Raw genomic sequence first — 24,268 nt, 5'->3', positions numbered from 1 at the left:
AGATGAAGAGGAAATTGCCAGGAATTTCGGACTGCGCTAAGAAAGATTATGCCTACATTTTTCTTATAAAAATCAGTAAAACTGGGCTTCTGCAAGGAAACTAATGATAAATAGAAGCTGGGCATAATGCTGAGGTATCATCGGGCAGACTGGGATCTGGCTGATCGCATCATGCTGGCAGCGGATCTCGTCCTGTTTGTCCTGGGCATCGTGAATATGAGGGTTCCGGTTTTCTTTTCTCTGGACCAATATGGGGATGTTGTGAATGCTCCGCATGCAGCCCTGGGATACCTTGGGTCGCTTTTCCTGTTTGGCTGTATTCTCATCCATGATTTCGTGACCATAGAAAAACTGGATCTGGAGAATGCAGTTCTGATTGTGTTCAATCTGGTGATTGCTTCTCTCGGCACGGCTGGTCTCTATTTCAATGGCGACGTGATCTCCATATGGGAATGCTTTTCCATCTCGTTTCTGCTGCTCTATGTGGCGCTTGTAAGACTGTTCGCAAAGACAGACCAGGTGACTGGTCTGCCGAACAGGAATGCGTTTACGGTGTCCTATTACCGTCTGAGGAGAAAGCAGGTTCCCGTGGTTGTCTCCTTTGATCTGAATCATCTGAAACACTTCAATGATGAAGAGGGACACCGTTCAGGCGACCGGTATCTGCGGGCATTTGCCCAGACCGCGCTGAAACGCTTAAGCCCGTATGGGAAGCTTTACCGTGTGGGCGGAGATGAATTCTGCTTTACCTCCTGCTGTGATCCGGATCAGGTACAGAAGGTTCTGGAGGCCTTGTCCAGGCTTCAGGTCTGTGACCCGGAATTCGGGAATTATCCGATGGATTTTGCATACGGAATTGCCGTTCGCCATCCCGGAGAGACGAATGAGGATCTCTATCAGCGTGCGGATGAAATCATGTATCAGAATAAACGGGAGAAAGAGAATGCTGGCAAGCAGATTTCATGATTGATTCCGGAACTATGAGGAACCTGACAGGGCATGAATGCGCATGAATCTGACAATTCCTGAGGATTATCTTTTCCTGCAGCTTCGTTTTCTGCATCGAGTTCCGGATTCCTGTGCATGAGTTCATTTTCCCGGTTCTGTTTTTCAGCAATGATGATAAACTGAAAGTACCCGAAAGACTGAAATGACAGAACTGAGGCTCTGGTCCATGCGGAAAGAAGAAGCAGGATCAGAGAAAGCAATACCGCTATCTGCAAAGAATCTCAGGAATATCCGGATTTTTCATCGAGCAGTTTCTGCATAAGCCGGAATGTGGTTTCAGCAGGGCAGGAGTCTTCTCTTCAGCTAGGAGTTATCTTGGGTAGGGCAGAGCTGATCTGCAGATATTCTCATCTGAACGAAAGGAGCTTTTAAGGATACTTTGTATCCGGAATACTATGACAGCAGAAAAGATTCAGAATCAGGACCAGCCGTTTGATCTGTTTTCAGATATCCCGGTGCCTTTTGCAGTATTCAGGCTGATCTTTGATGGTTCGCATAGCCGGGTCGTGAATACCCGGTATCTTTTTGTGAATGATGCGTATTGCCAGATGGCAGGATATCAGAAAGAAGAATTGATCGGCCATGATTTTCTGGAACTTTATCCATCTGGCGGACCATGGTTTCCTTATTGCCAGCAGGCATTGGAAGAGCAGAAGCCGGTGCATGCATGTTTCTATTCGGAAGAAGCGAAGCACTGGCTTGATTTCACGGTAGGTCCTGCTTCTCTGCCAGAGACGGTTTCCTTCATCTTTACGAATGTCGATGAATCGATTCAGAAGAGCCGGCGGGAAAGAAATACCGGCAATATCATTCTCAGGATCTCAAAGCTTCTGAACAACGGCGAGGATTTTGAAACATGCATGAATCATGCCCTGGAAGAGCTCAGTGCCTTCATTCATCCGGACCGCCTGTATGTTCTTGAGACAGATGGAAAAACCGCAAGCAATACCTTTGAATGGTGTGCAGAGGGCGTGACCCCGGAGATTCATACCCTTCAGAATCTGGATTATGATGACTATCTCGGCGGATGGGAGAAGTATCTGAAGAAGAGTTCCTCTGTGCTCATAGCTGATATTGAGGAGCTCAGAGAACACGACCGGGTTGACTATGATAATCTGAAGCGGCAGGGAATACACCGGCTGGCTGCTTCACCATTTTATAATCGCGGAAAGCTGATCGGGTATCTTGGGGCAGATAACTATGAGCTGAATGATCTCATCAACACGCAGGCGGTCCTGAATTCCATTTCCTACTTCATCGGTGCCAGAATCGTCAATCACCGGCTGATGGAAGATCTCAATCGCCTGAGCAGAGTGGATACTCTGACCGATGTATTCAATCGCAATGCGATGATCGAGAAAATAGATCAGCTTGCCAGGCAGACTGTTCCGGCTGGCCTGGTCTATGCAGATGTGAACAATCTGAAGGCGATCAACGATTCAGAGGGGCATGAAGCTGGCGATACTGCCCTGCGTGATTCTGCCCGGATGCTGATAGCGGAATTCGGAAGAGAACATGTATATCGGGCTGGCGGCGATGAGTTTGTGGTAATGATGCCAGAGATCTCAGAGAAAGAATTCAACGCTAAGTACGAGGATCTTTCTTCAAAGCTGAATGATCTGAATTCCTATCTGTTTTCTTCCGGTGCATACTGGTGTTCTGATAGCAGCACAATCGAAGAAGCGCTGCGGATTGCAGACCAGCAGATGTACGAAGAGAAGAGATGCTTTTATGAGAAATGCGGACTCGATCGAAGAAAGAACGGTAAAACAGCAAGTAAGTTGCCTCTGGATGAGGGCGGACTGTAATTGCTTCAGAAACGATCAGCTGCATAAAGGGGCCTCTTTAATTGTTCTGAGAATATGACGATGATCCATGAAAAGAGCAGAGAAGCTGCTTTTTCCTGTACTTGCGGTCAATTTTTCAGAGCCTGGTGCGGGGCATTCGTGATACACTGAGCTTGCTCAGCAGGTCATGGATGCTGAGGGCCTATGAACGGAAAACAACTCAAAAGACTGAACTGCTATGGGTTTGAAACAGAACAGTATGATTCCTGCCGAGAACTGATCGGGGAGGAGAACTGGAAGTCTGCCCGGATTCTCAACCACATTCTGATGGTCATGATGGGGATCTATGCGGTCCTGTCCCTTCTGGGGGTGATCAATCAGGGATTTGCTCCTTATTATGGGGCTGCTTTTGGCTATACGGTGCTTGTGGAGATTCTGTTTCTGATGCCGCACCATCGAGATCCGGGGAATGCCCGCACTGCCTGCATCGATATCGGCTCTGCCTGTTCGGGCCTGATGTTCTTCGGCATCATCGCCTCCATTGCTGATCCATCTCAGGTTGCTACTTCTTTTCTGGTCATGCAGACTCTTGTCGCCTTGTTGCTCAATTATTCGCTTGGCCAGCTGATGCTTGTTGAATTAGGTTATATGCTGATCTTTGATGTCAGCTCCTATGCCGTCAAAGCTCCGGAAATCGCTGCGGGTGATGTGCTCAATGCATTCTCGTTTTTTCTGGTTTCCGGGTTTATTGCTTATTTTTTTCATAAAGAAAGAATTCATCACTATCTGATCAGCAATCATTACCACTTTATGGCGCATATTGACAGTCTGACTGGATTCCTGAATCATCAGTATTTCTTTGCGGAGACCGATCGGATTCTGACAAGCGGGCATGGTGAGGATCTTGTCTTTGATGTGATCGATATCGATCGTTTCAAGGAAATCAATGATCGGTTCGGTCACCAGGAGGGAGATTACTGCATTCGGGCAGTTACTGCAAATATGCTGTGGTCGCTGCTTCATACCGCTCCGAATTCCTGCACGGATCTGATCCAGGTATTATTTCCGGAAGGAAAGCAGGCTCACATCGAAAATCCGGATGCTTCCTATCGGGATTTCTACAGCTGGGGAACTGATCGCTTTGAAAAGGCAGCAGCAGCCGTCGGACGGATCGGCGGAGATGAGTTCGCTATGCTTGGCGGACCGGATCCGATGGAAAGGGTAGAGCAGGTTGAGAATGCGATCCGCACCGTCATTCTTCCGGATGGAAGCCCCATTACCTGTTCCATTGGGTGCGTTCGGATCAAAGCCAGGCAGGGTTCCAAGTCTGTTTATAAATGTGCAGATGACGCCCTGTATGAGGCGAAGAAGAACGGAAGAAATCAGATCCGGACTGCGGAAGAGAAATGATCTGCAAGGCTCACCGGGGAATGGAGATCCTGTTCAGTCGAGGGAGGCGCTTCCAATTGTCTGAAAAAACATGTCAAATCTGCAGGCAGGAATCTTCTGTTTTCCTGCTGTTTGTCATCAGAGCAGGATGCACTGCTCCTGGTTTCTAAAGGGGCAGCGAGTGAGAAGAAATTGCCAATGACGGGCTGGAATCCTCATCGTGCTGATCGTCGCAAGGGGGCAGAGTATATGAAAATTTATGAGTTTTCAGCTGATACAAGGGCTTTTCTGGAGAGTATTCCGATCCCGATTGCTGTGTACCAGTATGTGGAAGAGCAGATCAAGCCGCTTCTGGTTTCCAGGGCTTATCTGGAGTTTTTCGGCTACCGCAGCAGCGAAGAGGCCATTTTCGGTCTTGGCAGGGATCTGTACCGGAATGTGCATCCCGATGACATTTCCAGGATGGAACAGTATTCTTACCGCTTTGCGACGCAGAAGGATCATGATTACGATATAGTGTTCCGCAATAAGCGGGAAGACCAGACAGAATATCACGTGGTTCATGGAACCGGAAAATATATTACGGTAGATGGGGCAAGGCTTGCGTTCATCACGTATACGGATGAGAGCGCAGAAGCAGGCAGGGATCAGGTAGTCAAGGCAGTGCTTACGACGCTGTCGGGAAAGTATTCGCCATCGGCAGGCACTGAATTTGCAAAGTATTATGACGACCTGACGGGGCTGCAGAACATGACTCATTTTCTTGACAATGCGATGGGCGGCATCGAGAAGATCCGTGCGGATGGTCAGATCCCTGCGGTCATCTATTTTGATCTGTCCGGACTGAAAGAATATAACAGCAGATACGGACTCAAGGGGGGAGACCGGCAGATCCGCATCCTGTCTGAGCTGATCGGAACGCATTTCGGCAAAGAAAGTGCTTCTCGTTTTGAAAGCGATCACTTTGTCGTATATGCGGAGAGCGATCAGATTGAAGAAAAGCTGAATACATTGTTTTCCGAGATGAGTCAGTCTGGCGACGGAAACAATCTTGCGGTAAGAGCCGGCATCTTCAGATATGACGACAAGGCAGTAAGACTGACCGATGCATGTGACTGCGCAAGACTCGCCTGCGAATCCATCTCTCAGACCGCTTGGTCTGCAATTGCCTGGTTCAACCGCACGATTCAGGAAGACAACTCTCTGAAGTTCCATATCATCCGGAACTTTGAAAAGGCTCTGGAGAGCGGATGGATCCATGTCTATTATCAGCCCATCGTCCGCACCATGACGAAAACGGTATGCAGCTGCGAGGCGCTGGTGAGATGGATCGATCCGCAGTACGGCATGATTTCTCCGGGTCGTTTCATTCCGATCCTGGAGGAAACGGGGCAGATCTTCCAGCTCGATCTTTTCATGTTCGAGCAGGTGTGCAGAGACTACCTGCAGATTCTGAAAAATGGCGGAAGTCCGGTCCCGGTATCTGTGAATCTGTCGAGAAAGGATTTTCTGCATGATGATCTTCCGGATGCGATTGAACGGATTTCAAAGAAGTATGGCGTACCGAGAGAATTCACGAATCTGGAGATTACAGAAAGCTTCTTTATCAGAAATATCGATAAAGTGGATCAGTTCATCCGCCAGTTTCATCAGATGGGCTATAAAGTCTGGATGGATGATTTCGGATCGGGATATTCTTCGCTTGGGGTACTGAAGAAGTATTCCTTTGATCAGCTGAAGCTCGACATGTCATTTCTCAGAGACTTTGATGAAAAGTCCAGAGAGATCATTACGGCGATTGTGAGAATGGCGAAGAAACTGGAAATTTCTACCCTGGCAGAAGGAGTGGAAACCGATGAGCAGTTTCTGTTCCTGAAACAGATCGGGTGCGAAAAGATCCAGGGATTCTATTTTGCGAAGCCTATGCCGAAAGAAGAGCTCGTTTCATGTCTGAAGAAGCAGGGATTGAGCCTGGAACTGGCCATGTGGAGATCCTACCTGACGAAGCTCAGCCGCATTGACTATCTCACCGATAAGCCGCTCTGTGTTCTGGAGGATGATGGGGTCAGAATGAAGCTTCTCTTTGTCAATGATGCCTATCGGGAAGTCCTTGCCAAGGACAATGTAAGAGATCTGAAAGACTGGGAGAAGAAGCTGAATACCCCTGGCGATCCGATCCACAATTTTCACAGACTGTATGCGGATCAGCAGCTCAGAAAGCTGAAAGGACCGCAGACGACCGCCTATCCTTCCGGGGACCACTACATGCAGCTGACGGGATCTGTCGCAGCAATCCAGGATGATCATTACATCTATACGGTCCATATCCAGTATGTGGAAGTGAACGTCCGGGATTTTCAGCAGGCAACCACAGAGGCAATGAACGACCTTTATTATATGTGCAATGATATTGCGATCATTGACCTGGAACACGGTACCGTGGAGGGCATCAAGTCTTCTCTCTCGGATCAGCCGATTGGTGTGGGAGAAGTGCAGAAGGACAGTGCCACGGTGATGGGAAAGTGGAAAGAGGAGTACTGCTACCTTCCGGATCGGGAAAGATTTGCGGAATTCATCGATGTCACAACCATGAAATCCCGTCTGCAGCAGAACCGGGATCATGATATCAAGGGAATCTTCCGCAGTCTGACTGCTTCGGGAGAATATCGCTGGTTCCTCCATATCATCGTGCCGATGCAGAGGTCTGATTTCCGCAAGGCACTCTATGTTACGATCCGGACCGAACTGGATGAATCAAAGATAGTCAAGGTGATCTCTTCGCTGAGTGACATCAGCTATCGTCTGGATCATGATGGAATTACCGAGGAAGTTCTGTGGAAGAACCTGGTCATGAATGCAGAGCGCATGTATTTCTGGAAGGATCGCAGCCGCAGATTCAAAGGTGCAAGTGAAAGCTTCTTAAGATACTATGGATTCAGTTCCTCAGAGGAAATCATTGGAAAAACCGATGAAGACATCGGGTGGCATATCGATCCGGTACCGTTCAGAGAGGACGAAGAAGAGATTCTCAGCAGTGGGAGGAAGATTTATCTCAGAAGAGGCCACTGCATCGTAAACGGCATGAACCGGGATATTATTGTCAGCAAGATTCCGCTCTACCGTGATGGGAAGATCATCGGGATTCTCGGTACCGTGGTTGATGCCGGAGAAACGCAGCGCTTTTTCGGGGAAGATCAGAAGCTATCTGCCATCGATCCTGTTACCGGGCTTGCCAATGCACGCGGTGCTTCGGACAGCATTAACTCCTATCTCAGCGAGCGCTGGCAGGCCGGAACAGACTTTGCCATCATTGAGGTATCTGTTCCGGAATATGCGGAAATCGTCCGGATCTACGGAGAGAGCTCAGGGGAATGTCTGCTGAGAGAAATCGGCATCATTCTGCGGAAATGCGGCGGAACAAACAGCGTGATTGCAAGAATTCACGGCAGTCAGTTCTGCCTGCTGATGAAGTACAGAGAGAAAGAAGAAGTCCGGACCATTGCCGGAAATATCCGGCCTGCCATCGAATCCATACGGAAGGCAGGCCAGTGGAGCGGCAGCTGCAGCGTGAAGATCATGGCAACCTTCACAGATGAGTTCAGCAGAGACCAAAGCTCCTATGCGCGCGGAATGTCCGAGGTCATAGTCAACAGCAGAGACAGCGAAGAATTCTGAAGAACCAGACTGTGATAGACGCAATACATCCTGAAATCAGAAAGGCGATCTCTGCAGAGAAGCTGCTGGCGGATCTATCATTCTTTTCTGATGTACAATGAATATGTTCAAGGTACTTTGGAAGGAGGAGGCACCGATGAAACGAGATGAGAAAGGCTTTACGCTTGGCGAGCTTCTGATTGTCACTGCTATCATCGGAGTCCTTGTGGCCATCAGCATTCCTGTGTTCAGCGGGCAGCTTGAGAAGAGCAGAAAGGCAGTAGATCTGGCAAATGTCAGATCGGCAAAAGCGGCTGCTGCGGCAGAGTACATGACAGACGGAGCGTCCGGGACCAGGACTTACTATTATGATGCCGCGGCGGGAAAAGTGACGGATCTTGATATTGCCAGAGCAAGGGTAGAAGGCTACGGGAAATCTCATTCGGCGTTTGATCCGGTCCGGGATGGTGCTTCCGGAATTCCGAATACCGGCAAGGCCAGCGGCATTGTTGCGGTAACGATCAGTTCTGACGGTACCCAGTCAGCAGAGTGGGAGCTGAAAGGTCTGGTCGATGTCACGAAAGATAATGTGAATGACTTTGTCCATAAACAGGAGGATGGTACGTATTCGCTGGAATTCAGACAGGGAAGTCTTTCATATGTGAATATCACGACAGGTTCTGTTCTGAAGAATGTTGCCGAAAAGAACCAGGTCACATCCATCGTTTTCGGAAAAAACAACCTGTTCGAAATTGTTGATAATCCTCTGGATAATGGGCATCTGAATAAAGGAATTGATTTCGGACGCGGAGATCAATCTGCATTGAAGGACTATTCATCTCTGAAGAAAATTGATTTTTCAGGAATAACGATTGGCTCAATTGATCTGTCGAATCTGTCGAAGGTGAATGTTCCTGATCTTGCAGAAGTAGTTCTGCCGGATCAGAGCGGACTGAAATTTGATATTGAAGGCAAATGGTATTATCTCAATGATAAGAACGAAAAAGTATCTCTGGATCCGGGATTGATGGACAAGAACAACAGCCGAGTGGATCTGGACAAGTATTCTTACCTGAAAGGAAAGAGCATCTACAGAGAAAGCAAATAATCCGGGCGCAAGGATCAATATTCCTGGTGATCCTTCTGGCATGTATTTTCTTTTTCCGGAATGATGCATGCTTCTCTGAGAGCCGGCTTTTTCGTGAACCGGAATGTCAGAAATCGGCCACAGAAATTTCAGAAATCCATGATTATGGTTACATGAATGAATGTATAATAGGGTTATTTCCTGAATGGAAGGTTACTTTATGTGGCAGTTCAACTATACATTACCGACCTTGATTCTTCAGGTCTATATCGGGATTCTGTTCTTCTACCGCAGACGGCTACCGACACTTCTGAGCAGAGCTTACAGCGCTCTGCTATATTCCAATCTTCTGACACTGATTCTGGATTATTTTTCCTGCCTCATGGATAATCACTGGGCAGAATATCCGGCAGGGTTGCTTACGGTGGTCAACCTGCTGTTTTTTCTTTCCTTCATTGCCCGGATTTTCCTGTTTTACCGGTTTACGCTTGTGCTGATGAAGCAATGGGACAGAATGTCGCTTTTCTGCATTCTNTCTTATCTGCTTCCGATGATGGCAATGATGATTCTGGTTATCACCAGTCCATTGAATGGTCTGATTTTTTCGATCGGGGATCATGGCTATGAATCCGGACCTCTGTACTACCTGATCAATGCGGAGATTTTCTATTGCTGCATCATGATGGAAGTATCCCTGATGAAAGGAAAGCATACCGCTCCGGATATCCGCCGCACGGCAGCCCACATGTTTGTGGCGGCGCTGATTGCGGGAGGCATGATCCGCGTTCTGTTCCCGTCTGTCCTGGTCATGGATATGTTCAGCATGTTTGCGGATGCTGTGATTCTGTCGGAGTATCTGAACCCGGAGAGCATTACCGATATGAGCACGAATCTGTTCAATCTGCGCGGCTGGAGAAAAACACTGGAAGATATCTACCTCCGAAGCGGAAAGAAGCAATTTCGCATCGTCGGGTTTGTGATCAGGGATTTCAATGGCCTGAGAGATATGTATGGCGATCAGCAGATGGAAGAAGGAACCAGGATGATCGGACAGTACCTGCTGCAGAATTTCCCGAAGATGAGTTCCTTCTATGTGGAGGACGGACGGTTTATTCTGATGACGGATCAGCTGGTGGAAGAGGAAGCCATCCTGGAAGACCTGCGGATGCGCTTCCGGCAGCACTGGCGCTGCGATCATGCAGACCTGATTCTGCAGATCGGCATGATCTGTCTCAGCCGATCCTGCAGCTTCCAGGATCAGGAAACTGCAACCGGATTTCTGAGGTATGCGTTCCGGCTGGCCGCGGTGCCTTCCGAGCGTCGCGTGATTTCTGCAGACAGCAAGCTTCTGGCGAAATATCAGCGGACCATTTATGTCCGCAAATGCCTGAATCAGGCCATTGCAGAAAATAAGGTGGAAATGTATGTGCAGCCGATTGTCACGGCGAAGGACGGAACGCCAGAGGGCAGCGAGGCCCTTGCCAGAATCCGTGATGAAGATGGAAGAGTGATCAGACCGGATGAATTCATCCCGGTAGCGGAAAGCAATGGCATGATTGAGGAGCTGGGCGAGCAGATGTTCCGCAAGGCATGTGCATTCATGGCTTCAGAAGCTGTCCGCAGCAGTTCCCTTTGCTGGATCAATGTGAATCTTTCGCCGCTGCAGTGCATGGATGCTTCGCTGGCAGAGCGGTATCTGAATATCTATCGGACTTATGATCTGAAGCCGGGGAGCGTGTCGCTCGAGGTTACGGAGCAGTCCCTGAAGGATTCTTCCGTTCTTCATAAGCAGATTGTCCTGCTTCAGCAAGCAGGAATTCCCTTTATCCTGGATGATTTCGGCAGCATGTCTTCGAATCTGGAACGGCTCAAGGATAATCCGTTCATGTGTGTGAAGCTGGACAAGGATATGGTATGGAGCTATATGAAGAAGCCTGATTTTATCATGCCGCATATCATCGATGCATGTCATGAGATGGAGATCCTGGTGACGGCAGAAGGAATCGAGGATCAGAAAACCGCCGAAGTATTCAGGAAGCTTGGATGTGATTTTTTTCAGGGATTCCTTTATGCACAGCCGCTTCCGGAAGAAGAATTCCTCAAGAAGATCATTGCGGATAAAGAAGCAGGCAGGACGCAGGAATCATGAAAAAAAAGAACTGGGCAGACTGGCTGGGGAGACAGATCCGACTGGTTTTCTTTACCGACGATCAGAAGCTATACCGGAATGAACCCTTCCGGAATGAGTGGCTCCGCCAGGAAGTATTCTATTTTCTCTGGGTTGCAGTACTGGTTTCCATGCTTTCTCTGATCGGGCTCGTGGGAACTTCTTCGGTTCAGGCAGAAGGCGAGATTCTTCCGTGGTTCAATGCGCCGAAGGTGTATGCACTGATTCTCGGGGTGAATATCGTCTTCTTCAGCCTGCTGCTGAAAGACCGGGAAGAATTTGAAACCAGAAAGAATCATGCATTCTTCACGGTCCGGGTGTTTTCGATCGTGGAGATGCTGCTGGCAAATATTACCTTTTTCACCACCCAGAAAGGAAGCAGTTTCTTTTTCGAGTATCTGCTGATTTCCATGGTTACCTTTCTGGTTCCTCTTTATGCTCATCGGGAGATGCTGATAATCATGGCGGCAGATCTTGCTCCGGCAGTTTTCATCACCCTGCGCTTCCGGAGCATGACGCCATGGCAGGATCTGGTCGACCTCATGATTTTCCAGGTCTTCTGCATCTTCGTAGCAAGTATCCGCTGGTATTCGTTTGTGCAGTATGAAGCGATCCGCCAGCAGCTGGAACAGAGCAATTCCCGACTTCAGGATGAGAGCCGTACAGATGGCCTGACCGGATTGCTGAATCGCAATGCCTGGCGGAATGACTTCACGGAATATCTGAATCACCCGATCTGCCTTGCTTTGGTGGATCTGGATTATTTCAAGCATATCAATGATACCTATGGACATCTGTTCGGGGATAAGGTGCTGGTTTTGATGGCAGAGCTGGTCCGGAAGGAATTCTCGAGGGATCGGGAAAATTGCTATCGCTTCGGCGGAGATGAGCTTCTGATTCTCTCCGTGTCGTCTGATGCAGAGGAATTTGAACAGCGGCTGCAGACCGTTCAGAAAGAGGCTGCTCATAATATGTCCCTTGGAATTCAGATGAATATGAGCATCGGATTCTGCAGCGGACTGCCAAGGAGCGAAGAGGATCTTCGTCTGTGCATGAAGATTGCAGATCACTGTCTCTATGCGGTGAAAGGCAGCGGCAGGAATTCAGTTTCAGGAGGAAAGCTGGAAAATGCAGAAGAGTACCAGGTGAATGGGAAAAGGGGAAAAGATTTCCTGGCTTCTATGATGAGCCTGGATGAGATCCTGCAGTCCTTTCATGAATCGGATGTTCATGCTTACGGCTGGACGACCCTGTATTTTGATATCAATCATTTTTCGGATCTTTCCAATCGCCTTGGCTTCAAAGCCGGCAGAGCGATTCTGCAGTCTGTGGCAATGGCGATCAGCAATCAGTTTCCCGGAGATCTGCTGGCAAATCCGGAACTGGATCATTTTGTTCTGTATACCGTGGCGTCGGATGAAGAAATCCTTAAGCGAGTGGAACTGATCCGCAAAGAGATTGCCGGTCTCAATCCGGACACTTATCTGAGCCTGAAATGCGGAGCGTACCGCAATCGGGAAAATGAAGATCAGGCTGGTCCGATGCAAGGCCTTTATAATGCAAAATATGCTGCCGAAAATTCCGCGAATTCAGAAGAAGTGATATTTTACGATGCGGCCATGGATCGTGTGCGCCGGAAGGAAACCTATGTCCAGGATCATTTCATAGAAGCCCTTGAACAAAAGAAGATCAGCGTCTTCTATCAGCCGATTGTCAGTGCACTCAGCGAAAAGACAGTCGGCTTCGAAGCACTCTCCAGATGGAAAGTGCCAGAGGAGGGAATCCTTTCTCCGGCAGACTTTATTCCATGTCTCGAGCGCACGCACCTGATTTTCCATCTGGATCTGTATCTGCTGGAGCAGGTCTGCCTCGAACTTGATCAGAAGGCAGGGGACTTCTTTGTCAATGTAAACCTTTCCCAAGATGATTTTGATGTCATTGATGTTCCGGATGAGATCGAGCATATTCTGGCAAAGCATCGGATTGCAAAGGAACAAATTCAGTTTGAGATCACGGAGTCGGCAGTCGGCAGAAAGAGCTCGATGGTTCAGGCGATTAACGAAATGCAGAGCCGGGGCTTCCGGATCTGGATCGATGATTTCGGTACCGGTCAGTCTTCTCTCAGCGTGCTGAAAGATTATTCGGTTTCCGGAATCAAGCTGGACCAGGAATTCCTGCGGGGATCGGGATCTATGGATCGTTCGAAGAAGATCATTTCCGAGATCGTTATTCTCAGTCATTCCATGGGCTTCCACGTGATTGCGGAAGGCATAGAGACCAGTGACCAGTACTGGTTTGTCCGGCGGGCGGGAGTGGATCTTATCCAGGGGTTCTATTTCAGCAAGCCGATCCCATTCAGCCAGCTGTCGGAGGGATTGTTTTTCAGAAATCTGACCAGCGAAGAAGACAGGAAGTTTTATCGGGCAGCTTCCTGGGTCGATCTGGACGGACCGATGGAATCCTGCCTGTTTCGGCAGGGACAGGAACATCCGCTCTTTGCAAAGGGAGTTCTGGAACAGGAACGTGGCAGGCTGTATTTCCTGAGGATGAATGAAGATATGGAGAAGCTATGCGCCCCTGTTCTTGTAAGAAATAAGAATCGGATGGAGATAGACCAGGAATGGGCTTTCCAGGCTGAGGTTCAGAGTTCGATCGCCCAGCTGCATGGACTGGCGGGGGTTGTTCAGTTCCAGGCCAGCGAAAACGAAATAACTTATTTCGGGGAAATCGGACTGCTTGCCAGCAGTCCTTCTGCCGGCAAGGAGGCCTTTGTGCTTACGATCACGAACTATCATACCCGGCAGGCGGAGGGAATCGAAAAAACGTGATGATCATCACGGAAGTCTTTCTCTCCGGAAAAGACAAGGGTTTCTTTTCTGTTTCTTTGGCATATCATTACCCATGTTGAGATTCTGCGGGAGGAAATCATGGACGAGAAACAGGAACAGGGAAACAGTTTCTTTGAAGACGTGGAGGAAAAAGAGAAAACGGAATCGCTATCTGCTCCGGTCATGAGTGAAAAGGAACTGGAAGAAGTAACCGCAAAGCTTCATCAATGGCTCTGGAAGTGATGGGAAACCATCCTTCCTTTTTTGTGCATCGCTCTGATTCGTGCTAATAGCCCATGATTGTCATATAATAAAGAAAGCGCAGAGGGTTTTCCTATGCGCGGAAAGAAAGACAGGATCCCGATGAAGCAGCTCTTGCTCGCAGGACAGAAGAAACTGAAGTCTCAGGAAGGTGCTTCCCTGATGGTAGCCTTGCTGTTTTTCGTCATGTGTGCATCAGTGGGATCAGTCATTCTTGCAGCAGCTAGTTCTGCAGCAGGGAGGATGAGCAGTCTCAAAGATAATCCGGAAGCCCAGAAAGAGCTTTATATCTATACCGGATACCTGGAAAAGGAATTCACGGCTGACAATGTATATGATCCGGAAACTCCGATTCCGGAGAATGCGGCTGCAGACTATAACCCGATCACTGATTTCAGTGATTCTTCCGAGATCAGGGATGTTCTGAAGGTGATGGCTTCCAGGATGTACAAGACCCAGTTTATCAATATCAGAACTCTGGGAAATTCCTATTGGGGGACCAGTACTGGAAATCTGAATATCTTTCAGAATAACACCGGTGCTATCACAGCAGGGAGCACTCCTATTACGCAGTCCTATGTGATTTCTGAAATAGATGGCTCTGATGTTCTGGCGCATAAGGCGTCAGTGACCATCATCATGAATGCTGATTATTCAGCCATGGTGACAGTGTCTCTGCTTGATACCAATGATCAGAGCAAAGTGATTTCCTCGATTTCTTTCAAGGTGACTGCTGAAACTCCTGAGATTCGCTATGATGAGACGATTGCGGATGGGAAGACCATCAGTTTCCGCGTTTCCTGGACTGAAGCTTCCATCACGGAGGCTGCCGCATGAAACAGATGATGAGAAAACTGAATTCTTCTGCCGGAGAATCCATCGCAGAAGTGCTTGCAGCGATGCTGGTGATTGCACTCGGAATCGTGATGCTGGTTTCCATGGTCTCTTCTTCGGGCAATATGATCCGCAGATCTGAGCAGAGCTACGCTGAATATATGGACCAGTTCAATGCCCTTGAAGTGCAGGCTTCACCTGCAGCAGCTGCCGATCCGAAGCCGGAGACTGCAGACATTTCGATGAAATGCACTTCTGGCGCTGATTCATATACTGGTTCGATCACGGTCTGGAAGGCGGGGCAGTAGTCTATGAGCAGGGAAATGAGAAAACTCAGAAGTGCTGTCGGTGCTTCCTTAGCAGAGACGCTGGTCACGATATTGCTGCTGTCGATTATTCTGAGCGCTGTCGTAGCAGGCATTCCGGCAGTGATGTCCGTCTATCGGGAAGTACGTCTGAAGGCAGATGCGCAGACTCTTTTAGCAACTGCCGTCACGGCCGTAACAGATGAACTCCGCTATGCAGAGGATGTTCAGTATTCGGCTGATTATACGTTCTATTCTTCCAAGCGTTCTGCTACGATCGCACTGGTCAACAGCACATATGGAACTGAGAGCACCAGCAGTGATCTTTCTGATCATGGAATTTTCATTCAGAATATCACGACAAAGAATACAACACCGCTTCTGACCAAGCAGACACAGACGCTTGGACTTTATGCTTCTTTAACTCCGGGTTCTATGGAAAACGGATGTATTGTTTATACGGTTTCAGTCATTTCTTCCGATGGCAAAGTGATTGAGAGCACGGCACTGAAAGTCAGACCGATTTCCAGTTATCAGGGGTAGATAGAGATTGATGATGAGGAAATTACAGATTAGAAAAAACAGAGAAGGATTCACGCTGGCAGAACTGCTCGTGACGGTAGCGATCACGGTTATTCTTGCTTCGTTCGGCTTTGTCAGTGTGTCAGGATATCAGAGGCGTCTGAAGCTCACTGAGATGGATAATACTGCTCGTGAGATCTTCATTGCGGCTCAGAACCATCTGACTTCATCTGAGGCTTCCGGAAGCTGGAACAGTGTGTTTCAGACGGATGCTGCTGAATCCGACTTCGGAGTAAAGGTATCTGCAAGCACTCTTGGAATCAGTGATTCTTCAGATGCCTATCGGGCAATCCTTTCCACCAGAGGAAAAGAGCCTTCAGATGGTGATTATGCGACTGCATGGAATGAGATTCTTCCTTATGGCTCCATTACGGAATCAGTTCGTACAGAAGGCCAGTATATCGTCATCTATAACGCTTCCAGCGCTTCTATCTATGGAGTTCTTTATACAGACAATTCCAGCAATGCTTTCGGGTCGGTGAATTCTGAATTCTCTTTCGATTTATCTAAGCTGAGCGAATATCTTGAACTGGTTCAGAAAACTCAGGATGAGCGTGTTTCCTATGAATCCGGAAATGGTCATGTCTATATTGGCTGGTATGGTGGTGCTTTAAGCAAGGCTGATAATTCTTCTTCAGCTTCTTCAGCAGATGCGCCGTCTCTCTACTTTGATAATGCTGAGATTCTGAAACTGAACTTCAATTATTCCGGAAGCAAATATTCTTATGCAGTCCTGAAATTCACAGGCAATACGAGCGGGGCAGAGGTATCGGTTAAAGTTGAAAAAACTGGTGGTATTTCTCCGGTATCTGATTCTGACAACAGCAAGATTGCCAGCAGGCTGAATTCTTCCTTGTCCTGGAAACCAGTCACAGGCGGAATCAGCTTCAGTATCAGTCTGGATGATATTACAAGGCAGGGTGGAAACTTCGGCTATATTTTTGATACAGATATAAGTGATACGCCAGCTGTCTCTTCTAACGGAAATGCATCTTCTGCTAAGTTTATTTCCGGTGAAGATATTACAGTGACTGCATATGCAGTACGTACGGATGGCACTCAGTCTCTCACTGCTGCTGCAACGGCGAACAGCCTGTTCGAAGAAGTCAAAGGGGATTTGATCAGTATCTCTAATGGCCGTCACCTGCAGAACCTGGATGCTTCAGTATCAGGAATTCTAAAATCAAAGCTCTCTTCCAAGAGTGCAAAGCTCACACGGAATATCACCTGGAACACAGAGACAGCTGGCTTTTTCAGACAGGTTTTTGCACTTGGAAATAGTACTTCTGTTCCGACAAGAATCTACGGAAGAGATGGAAATCTCAAAGCCAGCAGCTCTTCTTTCTGCAGCATCTATAATGATCTGCTTTCAGAGGTAGATGGCAATAACCATACACTGGCTTATTTCAGTTTTGCTGGTAATGACAAAGCGAATAATAATAATGCCGGTCTGTTTGCACAGAATCCTCAGAATCCTAATACTGGTACAGCATTTTCAATTCATAATCTGACGATCAGTGATTCTTCTTCATCAAGTTCGAGCGGCAATGCAGGAATTCTGATGGGGCAGAGTACTTACGGATTAACAATCTCTGATGTTCACATTACTGCTACTVGTAATAATTCAGTTACGGTCAGTGCCCCGAAAGGGTCTGCTGGAGGTCTGATCGGATATCTGGCATCCGCCGCTTCTTCAACGACGACAGGAAGTTCAAACTTCACTATCTCTGATTGCTATTTTGTTTCAAGTACAACTCAGAATACAGATGATTCTGCTGATCAGGGCGGCTGGGTGAATGGAAATACTGCATCCGGTGGTTTTATCGGGACTGTTCAGGAAACCAATGAGAAGATCACAGTGACCATCAGCGATTCTTATTCCAATACCTATGTTTCCTTAAGATCAGATAGTACGAATGGGGCTTCTGCCGGCGGTTTCATCGGAGCAATCAGCACTACTGACGGATCCGTAATGATTCAGCGTTCCTATGCTGCAGGAAGGACCGTTTCCAAAGTATATCCGGATAAGGCTGATGGGCGGGGCAGATACAATGTTTACAGTCCTGCTGATGGAACCTATGCTGGCGGATTTATCGGAAGCGCGAATGGAAGACTTACCATTAATGCATGTTTCAGTGCCGCATCTGTTTACAGCAGCGGAGATTCTTCTTATTCTGGTGGATTCATCGGTGCAGCAAACGGAAGTTCCTATGTGACAATCAAAGGCAGCTATGCGGCTGGAAAAGTGTTCGGAACAAATCACAGAGGGGCGTTCCTTGGAATCAGCAGCCCTGGTGAGATGAATGCTTCTGACTGCTATGCGTTAAAAGGTAGCGGATTTAACGACTCTCTCAGCCTGATCTCTGATAATTCAGCAGTTTCCGGAATTGCTTTTGCAGAATCCGGTGCAGAAGGATCTCCGTTTGCAGTGGATGAGTCCAGCAGGAAAGCAGCAACTTCTAATGATGCAGAGCTGCTTGGTGAGTTTTATCCTTTCATGACTACTTCTCAGCTTTCTTCTGCATATCTGAATGACAGTTCGCAGTCTGAAAATGATAAAGATAATCAGTACTTCGGAGACTGGGAAGTTCCTGGGGGTACGAAGATTCTTATTGTCGGTGTAAACGGGAATAAACTGACCGTTCATTTTGCAGTTCCTAAAGGGACTGAAAAATTTACGATCGGAGTGAAGGGAGAAGATTCCGGGAAAACCTTCTACTGCCCTGCACAGATTGATGCAGATGGAACGATTCATTGGGTTAATTTTCTGACTTATCATTACAACACAAATGTCTGGACCTCTGGCGGAACAGTCAGTGATTTTTCCGGAAATTCCAAAACCAATGTGAAAGAGAATTCTGACTATTCGCAGCTTTATTCAGAGAGCAAAAAGGACTTCCAGAACGCAATTGATGCAGAAAAAAAGTCCGGAAGCAAGTACGGGACCATCGGTTCACCCTCCGCGGATGATAACTCGGAATTCTTTGCTCTTGTCCTTGATGATCTGACCGTTTATGGACATCAGTTCTCTGACATGTTCTTCAATACGGGTATGCTGCCAGGGGAGAACATCACCGTTTCTGTTGTTTCAGGATGGAATAATTCTTTTAAAATCGATAAATCTACTGGAGTCTATGTAAATAGCCTCTTTGATGATGGTACAAAACAAAGTAATCATACTGCATTGATTGCAAACAGCAGGCATCTGGAAAATCTTGATGAGAAAATTGCGGGAATCAAGGCAATGAATGCGGAGAGCTATTTTGCTGGCTTTACGATTGCTAAGCAGACAGATAACATCCACTGGAATACAGATAATGGTGCTATTTCAACGTCTCAGAAAGGAACGATTGCTTTTGCTGAAGAATTGAAGAATCCTTCTTCAGGAAATGTATCAGTTTATAGTAAATATTATTTCCATGAGTTACAGTTAGCGTCTGACAGCAGCTTTGTTCCTATTCAGAATCAATCGCTCCAGGAATATGATGGAAATCATTTCTCGGTTGAGAATCTGACGATTGATATGCATCACGTGCACAACTGGTATCAGACCAGCGGAATCTTCTCGGAACTTGGAGCACAGAATCATCAGGTATCGGTTCATGATCTTTCCTTGAACAATATCACTTCCATCTCCGTTGGCGCTGAGGCTGGTGGACTTGCTGGAAAAGTAACCAACGGTTCCTTTAGCAATGTTTCTCTGACCGGCAATTCATCGGTCAGCTCCCTGAACTTTGGCTCTGCAGGAGGGCTGATTGGTGCTGCGAGTGGAAGCTTGAACATGAGCACCTGTTCTGCATACGGAAGCGATATTGCTATTTCTGTGAATGGATGGGGAAAATCCGGCGGCGGCTTAATTGGTGAGATTGCGGCAAATCAGAAAGCAGTAACGATCTCTGATTCGCAGGCGGCGGTTCTGATCCATGCTGTTGAAAATGGCGCAGGAGGAAGCAATGCTGGCGGTCTGATCGGCAGCATTTCCAACGCAGGCTCAGGTTCTTCCGTTACCGCATCGCAATCCGGCGGTCATACGCAGAACGGGAGTTACTCCACTACAGTTTTCAATATGAATCTTCCATATCAGCAGTCGAATGCTGGTGGTTTAATAGGCACGATTTCAGGTTCCCAGCTTGACATCAGGAATTGTTATTCGACAATGTCAGTTTATGCAAGCCAGTATGCAGGTGGTTTTATCGGGCAGATTTCAGACGGAACTGTTCAGGTTAATAACTGCTATTCTACGGGGCTGGTTGGGGGAGGATCAGCAAGAGGCTCCTTCGCTGGCAGTATCGGAAATAACTCTCTCACAGGTACTGATAATTATTATCTGAATGAGATCAATGATTCCGGAGTCCAGCCGATCGGCAATGGTTCTTTTCAATCTTTCAGCATCGAAGGAAAAGATGAAGGAACCTTCCCATTTAGAAAGACTGAAGAAATATCTACTAATAAATATGACTTAACCCTTTTCGGAGCGTATCCATTCCAGGCTTACACGACAATCAATGGGAAGAAATCCCATGTCGGTGATTGGCCGGAATCGAAAGGAATTCTTGTCGATAACGATAATGTCCTTCAGGTGAAATTTCGCATTCCAAATATTGCTGATACCTGGAAATATACCATCCAGATCGGGATTTATGGGGAGACTTCAGGGAGCACAGAGAAGAAAGCTGCATTCTATCTGTTTAGGTCAGATAAATCCGGAAATGTTGACTGGAACAAGCCGGAAAGGTTCAAAGCAAAATTGATTCCGATTACCTATGACTCGGAAACAGGAATACTTACTTTGACTCTGGATGATATTACTTCCGATCGAGGAAATAATAGATTTGCAAAGCTGTTCCCGGACTTTATTCCTGGGGAGAACATCGATATTTACGCTGATTATTCCTCAGATCCTGAATTCATGAATAAGGTTGCAAATCAGACTGATTTATCTTCTTTTTACCATGTTAAGACAAACAGTCTCTTCGGCGATGGTTCCTTCAGCAGCAATTATTCTTCTTCAGGCTATTCCTCTCAGGCGTCGACGGTTGCGGATCATTATGGATTGAATGGAAAAGATTATTCCAGCACTGCTCTTATTCTGAATACACGTCACCTGGAAAACTTAAGCTACGCTGTGTCGCTTTATACCAGGTCGGGGTCGAGCAGTATCTCAGCACAATCTGCTAAGCAGTTATGCGATATCGATGTTTCTGAGTTCTTCAGCGAGGTAAAGGAAAAGCATGTATATTTTGATAATACGATTTCTGATGATAGTACCTCAACTGTGACGAAAAGGACTGATGATTACCGCTTGATTGGTATTATTAATGATGATTTGCAAAGCTATGACGGCGGGGGACATCAAATCAGGAATCTCAGTATCGGAAATACCCTGTATTACACCATGGGGTATCAATTCATTTCTCACCTGGATTCTGAAATCGGCATGTTTGCATGCCTTAATCAGAATGCAAGCAGCCGGGATTTCTCCATTAGTAACCTGACTCTGGTTAATCCGGATCTCAGCGGAAGCATAAGTACTGATGCGGGTGCTCTGATCGGAAAGGTTTATTCTGGCAACAATGTTACCATCAGCAAGGTTTCAGTGATCTCGGAAGAGGCTGCTTCCTCAAAGATCATTGGAGCTCATGCAGGCGGACTGATCGGTGTTTCTGAAGGAAGTTCCATCACCATTAATGACAGCTATGCGGAAGGCGGGAACCTGAGTATTGCTGGTCAGATTGATGCAGGCGGACTGATCGGTTCTGCAAGCGGATCTGATCCTCTGACTTTCAGAATCTCCAATTCTTCTGCAACCGCTTATGTGCAGCAGTCTGCTGATTCCGTTTCTGGCTCTGCATATTATGCAGGCGGACTGATTGGTTCTCTTTCCTGGACTGGCAATGCTGCTTCTATTACCAATACTTATGCAGGCGGACATACCAGCGAAGGAAACTATCTGGATACGACTGATACCTCCAGGGCTGGAAGGGTGAATGTCTATTCTGCTAACGGAACAGCCGGCGGTCTGATCGGATATCAGTCCGGATTGCTGTCAATTGACAAGAGCTTCTCTGCAGCATCTGTGGGTTCCGGAGCTTCTGCAAATGGTTATTCAGCAGGACTGATCGGATACAGCACAGGTCTTTCTTCTGATGCTCCGGTTTCGATCAGTGATTCTTATTCAGCTGGGAAGGTTCTGAAGCTGTCAGATCAGGCGATTTCTTCTGAAATTCTGAATGCTTCTGCTTCTACAGGAAACTGGAATCAGTATCTGAGCTTCAGCCATGTGCGTTATCTCTCATCCGGCTCAGGCTTCAGCAGTATTATCTGGAATGACTCTGCCGCTTCGGATGCTGGTTCTGAGATTCCGTCTTCAATCAAAGTCGATGAACTTAAGGCACTGGCTTCAGAGGAGAAAGGAAACAATGCTGAAAACAGCATTTGCTACGATCCTTCATTGAAGGGGGAAGGAAAGCCCGGATCCTACCCATATCCTGTTTACACAACCGCTGCAGTTACGGGGTCTGACGGTACTGTGCTGAATCAGCGTACCTATATCGGAGACTGGACGGAAACAGAGAATGCTTCTGCAAAAGTCAATTTCGTAATTGAAGAAGCGCCGGAAGATGAATCGGAGTTCTTCAGCGAGGGAGAAGCGTCTTCTTCTCCAGAAGCAAGTGCAGGTGCATCGGCAGAAAGCACGGAAACTCCGGAAGCCAGTGCATCCGCGGAAGCTGCAAGCAGTCCTTCACCGAGTCCTTCTCTGACTCCTGAGGCATCTCCTGCTGCCTCTGCAGAAGTGACCTCCACACCTTCTGCAGTGACAGAGAATACAGATACACAACCATCTCCTTCTGCATCTGCAGGAGGAGGCAATGCAACTCCATACCTGCATGCAGTGAAACTGTCTCATCCGCTTCTGAAGAAAGAAGAGACAGAGGAGACAGGAGAACCATCTGAAACACCTGCAGCTGATGCGCCTTCTGATTCTTCTGACTCTTCTCAGAAGATTGAAGGAGTAGAAACAGAAGAAGGAGATATCGTTACGGAAGAGGACCATGCAGTCACGATTGAACGGACTGTAGATGTCGGCAAAACGATTTCTCTATCTCCGATTCATCCGGTTGAGGATGGCTATACGCTCATCGGATGGAGACTGGTAGATTCCGAGAGTGATGAAGAGAATACCGGAAGTGAATCATTGGAAGTAGTCGATGGTTCCGGAAATACCGGGGTTGTTCATTATGACTATGATCCGGATGCGGTGGTTACGGTAGAAGGGGATATGAACCTGAAGGCAGTGTTTGTGAGCAACGATCTGCTTTCCTTCGGCAATACCTGGACATCTTCGGTGAGTGCTGCATTCAATCCATATCCTGGCAATACGAATAACTGCACGTGGACTGCATGGCAGCTTGTTTATGAGACGATGGGAATCCGCCTTCCTGCATGGGGTGATGCCGGCTACTGGCTGATTCGTGCAAAGGCAGCTGGTTTTACTGTGTCTTCAGAGCCTTCCGTCAATTCGCTGGTGGTGTTCTCGAACCATGTCGGCTTTGTGACAGATGTCAGCGAAGATGGACAGACGGTTTATATCAGGGAAGGCAATTACAGCGGCATGTATCATGAGGGCTGGTGGCCTGCCTATGGCGACCGGCATGGTCAGAAGAGATACGGATATATCTGGCTGAGCGGATCCGGAACCTCAGACATTACGGAAGAAGAACTCGCCGAGATGGAGAAGGAACAGGCTGCTCGCGAAGAAGCAGAAACAGAACAGGAAGAAACCGAAGAGACGATTGTCATCTCGGATGGATATTATGCAGGAAACAATGAAACAGCCTTACTTCAGGATCTTGCTGAGAAGGGTCTTTCTGCCGGAACCAGAAGCGAAGCATACAGCAATACTGCAGAAGCAGGAACGATCATTGCGCATGACAGCGGAACCTTTGCAAAGGGTGCTGCCGTGAATTATACCGTTTCGCTCGGAAAAGAACAGGTGACGGAAGAAACTGCAGAGCCGTCTCTGACTCCAGAAGCTTCTGCATCGGCAAGTGCTTCTTCAGTTCCATCCGCTTCTGCAAGTGCTTCTGCACCGGCTCCGTCGGTATCTGAGATCACTGAAACTGCGGTTCCTTCTGCAAGTGCATCTGCTCCAGCACCATCTGTTTCTGAAATCACAGTAACTGCAGCACCCGCAGAGACCTCAGAACCTGTCAATACTCCGGTTCCTTCTGTAACTGAGATCGAAGCTTCTCCTTCTGCTGCAGCAAGTTCCGCTCCGGCAGAATCTGCACCGGTTCCTTCCGTGAAGGAGATTGTGCCGGCAGCTTCTGAGACGCCGTCAGCTTCTGCGGCTGGTGAGGAATGAT

Annotated in this window: 12 protein-coding genes; all 12 read left to right on the top strand. The window is 47.7% G+C overall.

Features of this window, described 5'->3' with window-relative positions; translation table 11 throughout:
• Positions 1-126: 126 nt before the first annotated feature.
• The 12 genes from FYJ51_RS07800 (at position 127) to FYJ51_RS07745 (ending at position 24,267) form a co-directional block, all read left to right on the top strand.
• A complete protein-coding gene (locus tag FYJ51_RS07800) occupies positions 127-966 on the top strand; it encodes a GGDEF domain-containing protein (RefSeq protein WP_154504740.1) in 840 nt (279 codons plus the stop codon).
• A 437-nt stretch (positions 967-1,403) separates the two neighbouring features.
• On the top strand, positions 1,404-2,816 hold the full coding sequence (locus FYJ51_RS07795; protein WP_154504738.1) for a sensor domain-containing diguanylate cyclase: 1,413 nt from the start codon (positions 1,404-1,406) through the stop codon (positions 2,814-2,816).
• A gap of 183 nt (positions 2,817-2,999) precedes the next feature.
• Positions 3,000-4,205 carry a GGDEF domain-containing protein gene (locus FYJ51_RS07790; RefSeq protein ID WP_154504736.1) on the top strand — a complete coding sequence of 402 codons (1,206 nt, stop codon included), beginning with the start codon at positions 3,000-3,002 and terminating at the stop codon, positions 4,203-4,205.
• A gap of 228 nt (positions 4,206-4,433) precedes the next feature.
• A complete protein-coding gene (locus FYJ51_RS07785; RefSeq protein ID WP_205946244.1) occupies positions 4,434-7,859 on the top strand; it encodes an EAL domain-containing protein in 3,426 nt (1,141 codons plus the stop codon).
• A 136-nt stretch (positions 7,860-7,995) separates the two neighbouring features.
• Positions 7,996-8,946, top strand: coding sequence for a type IV pilin protein (locus tag FYJ51_RS07780; RefSeq protein WP_154504732.1), 951 nt, complete (start codon positions 7,996-7,998; stop codon positions 8,944-8,946).
• Between the two features lie 184 nt (positions 8,947-9,130).
• The gene (locus tag FYJ51_RS07775) at positions 9,131-11,074 is read left to right on the top strand and encodes an EAL domain-containing protein (protein WP_105304047.1); all 1,944 of its coding nucleotides are present in this window, start codon (positions 9,131-9,133) and stop codon (positions 11,072-11,074) included.
• Positions 11,071-13,920: an EAL domain-containing protein gene (locus FYJ51_RS07770; RefSeq protein WP_154504730.1), complete on the top strand. Its 2,850-nt coding sequence runs from the start codon at positions 11,071-11,073 to the stop codon at positions 13,918-13,920. The genes FYJ51_RS07775 and FYJ51_RS07770 overlap by 4 nt, the downstream gene beginning before the upstream one ends.
• Positions 13,921-14,019: 99 nt before the next feature.
• Positions 14,020-14,163: a hypothetical protein gene (locus tag FYJ51_RS07765; RefSeq protein WP_154504728.1), complete on the top strand. Its 144-nt coding sequence runs from the start codon at positions 14,020-14,022 to the stop codon at positions 14,161-14,163.
• Between the two features lie 93 nt (positions 14,164-14,256).
• On the top strand, positions 14,257-15,018 hold the full coding sequence (locus FYJ51_RS07760) for a hypothetical protein (protein WP_154504726.1): 762 nt from the start codon (positions 14,257-14,259) through the stop codon (positions 15,016-15,018).
• A complete protein-coding gene (locus FYJ51_RS07755) occupies positions 15,015-15,323 on the top strand; it encodes a hypothetical protein (protein ID WP_154504724.1) in 309 nt (102 codons plus the stop codon). Before FYJ51_RS07760 ends, FYJ51_RS07755 begins: the two co-directional genes overlap by 4 nt.
• Positions 15,324-15,338: 15 nt before the next feature.
• Positions 15,339-15,863, top strand: a complete 525-nt coding sequence (locus tag FYJ51_RS07750) for a pilus assembly FimT family protein (RefSeq protein WP_154504722.1) — start codon at positions 15,339-15,341, stop codon at positions 15,861-15,863.
• Positions 15,864-15,873: 10 nt separating this feature from the next.
• Positions 15,874-24,267: a CHAP domain-containing protein gene (locus FYJ51_RS07745; protein ID WP_154504720.1), complete on the top strand. Its 8,394-nt coding sequence runs from the start codon at positions 15,874-15,876 to the stop codon at positions 24,265-24,267.
• The last annotated feature ends 1 nt before the right edge of the window (position 24,268 follow it).

The organism is Stecheria intestinalis (assembly GCF_009696165.1).
Lineage (GTDB): Bacteria > Bacillota_I > Bacilli_A > Erysipelotrichales > Erysipelotrichaceae > Bulleidia > Bulleidia intestinalis.
The sequence above is the reverse complement of the archived record's forward strand: the minus strand, read 5'-3'. Positions and strand labels throughout refer to the sequence as shown.

What these genes read in the sequence shown, in the direction of transcription:
- FYJ51_RS07750 (WP_154504722.1), top strand. Translation starts at nt 15,339, where the DNA reads ATGAGAAAACTCAGAAGTGCTGTCGGTGCTTCCTTAGCAGAGACGCTG.
- FYJ51_RS07780 (WP_154504732.1), top strand. Translation starts at nt 7,996, where the DNA reads ATGAAACGAGATGAGAAAGGCTTTACGCTTGGCGAGCTTCTGATTGTC.
- FYJ51_RS07755 (WP_154504724.1), top strand. Translation starts at nt 15,015, where the DNA reads ATGAAACAGATGATGAGAAAACTGAATTCTTCTGCCGGAGAATCCATC.
- FYJ51_RS07765 (WP_154504728.1), top strand. Translation starts at nt 14,020, where the DNA reads ATGGACGAGAAACAGGAACAGGGAAACAGTTTCTTTGAAGACGTGGAG.
- FYJ51_RS07790 (WP_154504736.1), top strand. Translation starts at nt 3,000, where the DNA reads ATGAACGGAAAACAACTCAAAAGACTGAACTGCTATGGGTTTGAAACA.
- FYJ51_RS07760 (WP_154504726.1), top strand. Translation starts at nt 14,257, where the DNA reads ATGCGCGGAAAGAAAGACAGGATCCCGATGAAGCAGCTCTTGCTCGCA.
- FYJ51_RS07785 (WP_205946244.1), top strand. Translation starts at nt 4,434, where the DNA reads ATGAAAATTTATGAGTTTTCAGCTGATACAAGGGCTTTTCTGGAGAGT.
- FYJ51_RS07800 (WP_154504740.1), top strand. Translation starts at nt 127, where the DNA reads ATGCTGAGGTATCATCGGGCAGACTGGGATCTGGCTGATCGCATCATG.
- FYJ51_RS07770 (WP_154504730.1), top strand. Translation starts at nt 11,071, where the DNA reads ATGAAAAAAAAGAACTGGGCAGACTGGCTGGGGAGACAGATCCGACTG.
- FYJ51_RS07795 (WP_154504738.1), top strand. Translation starts at nt 1,404, where the DNA reads ATGACAGCAGAAAAGATTCAGAATCAGGACCAGCCGTTTGATCTGTTT.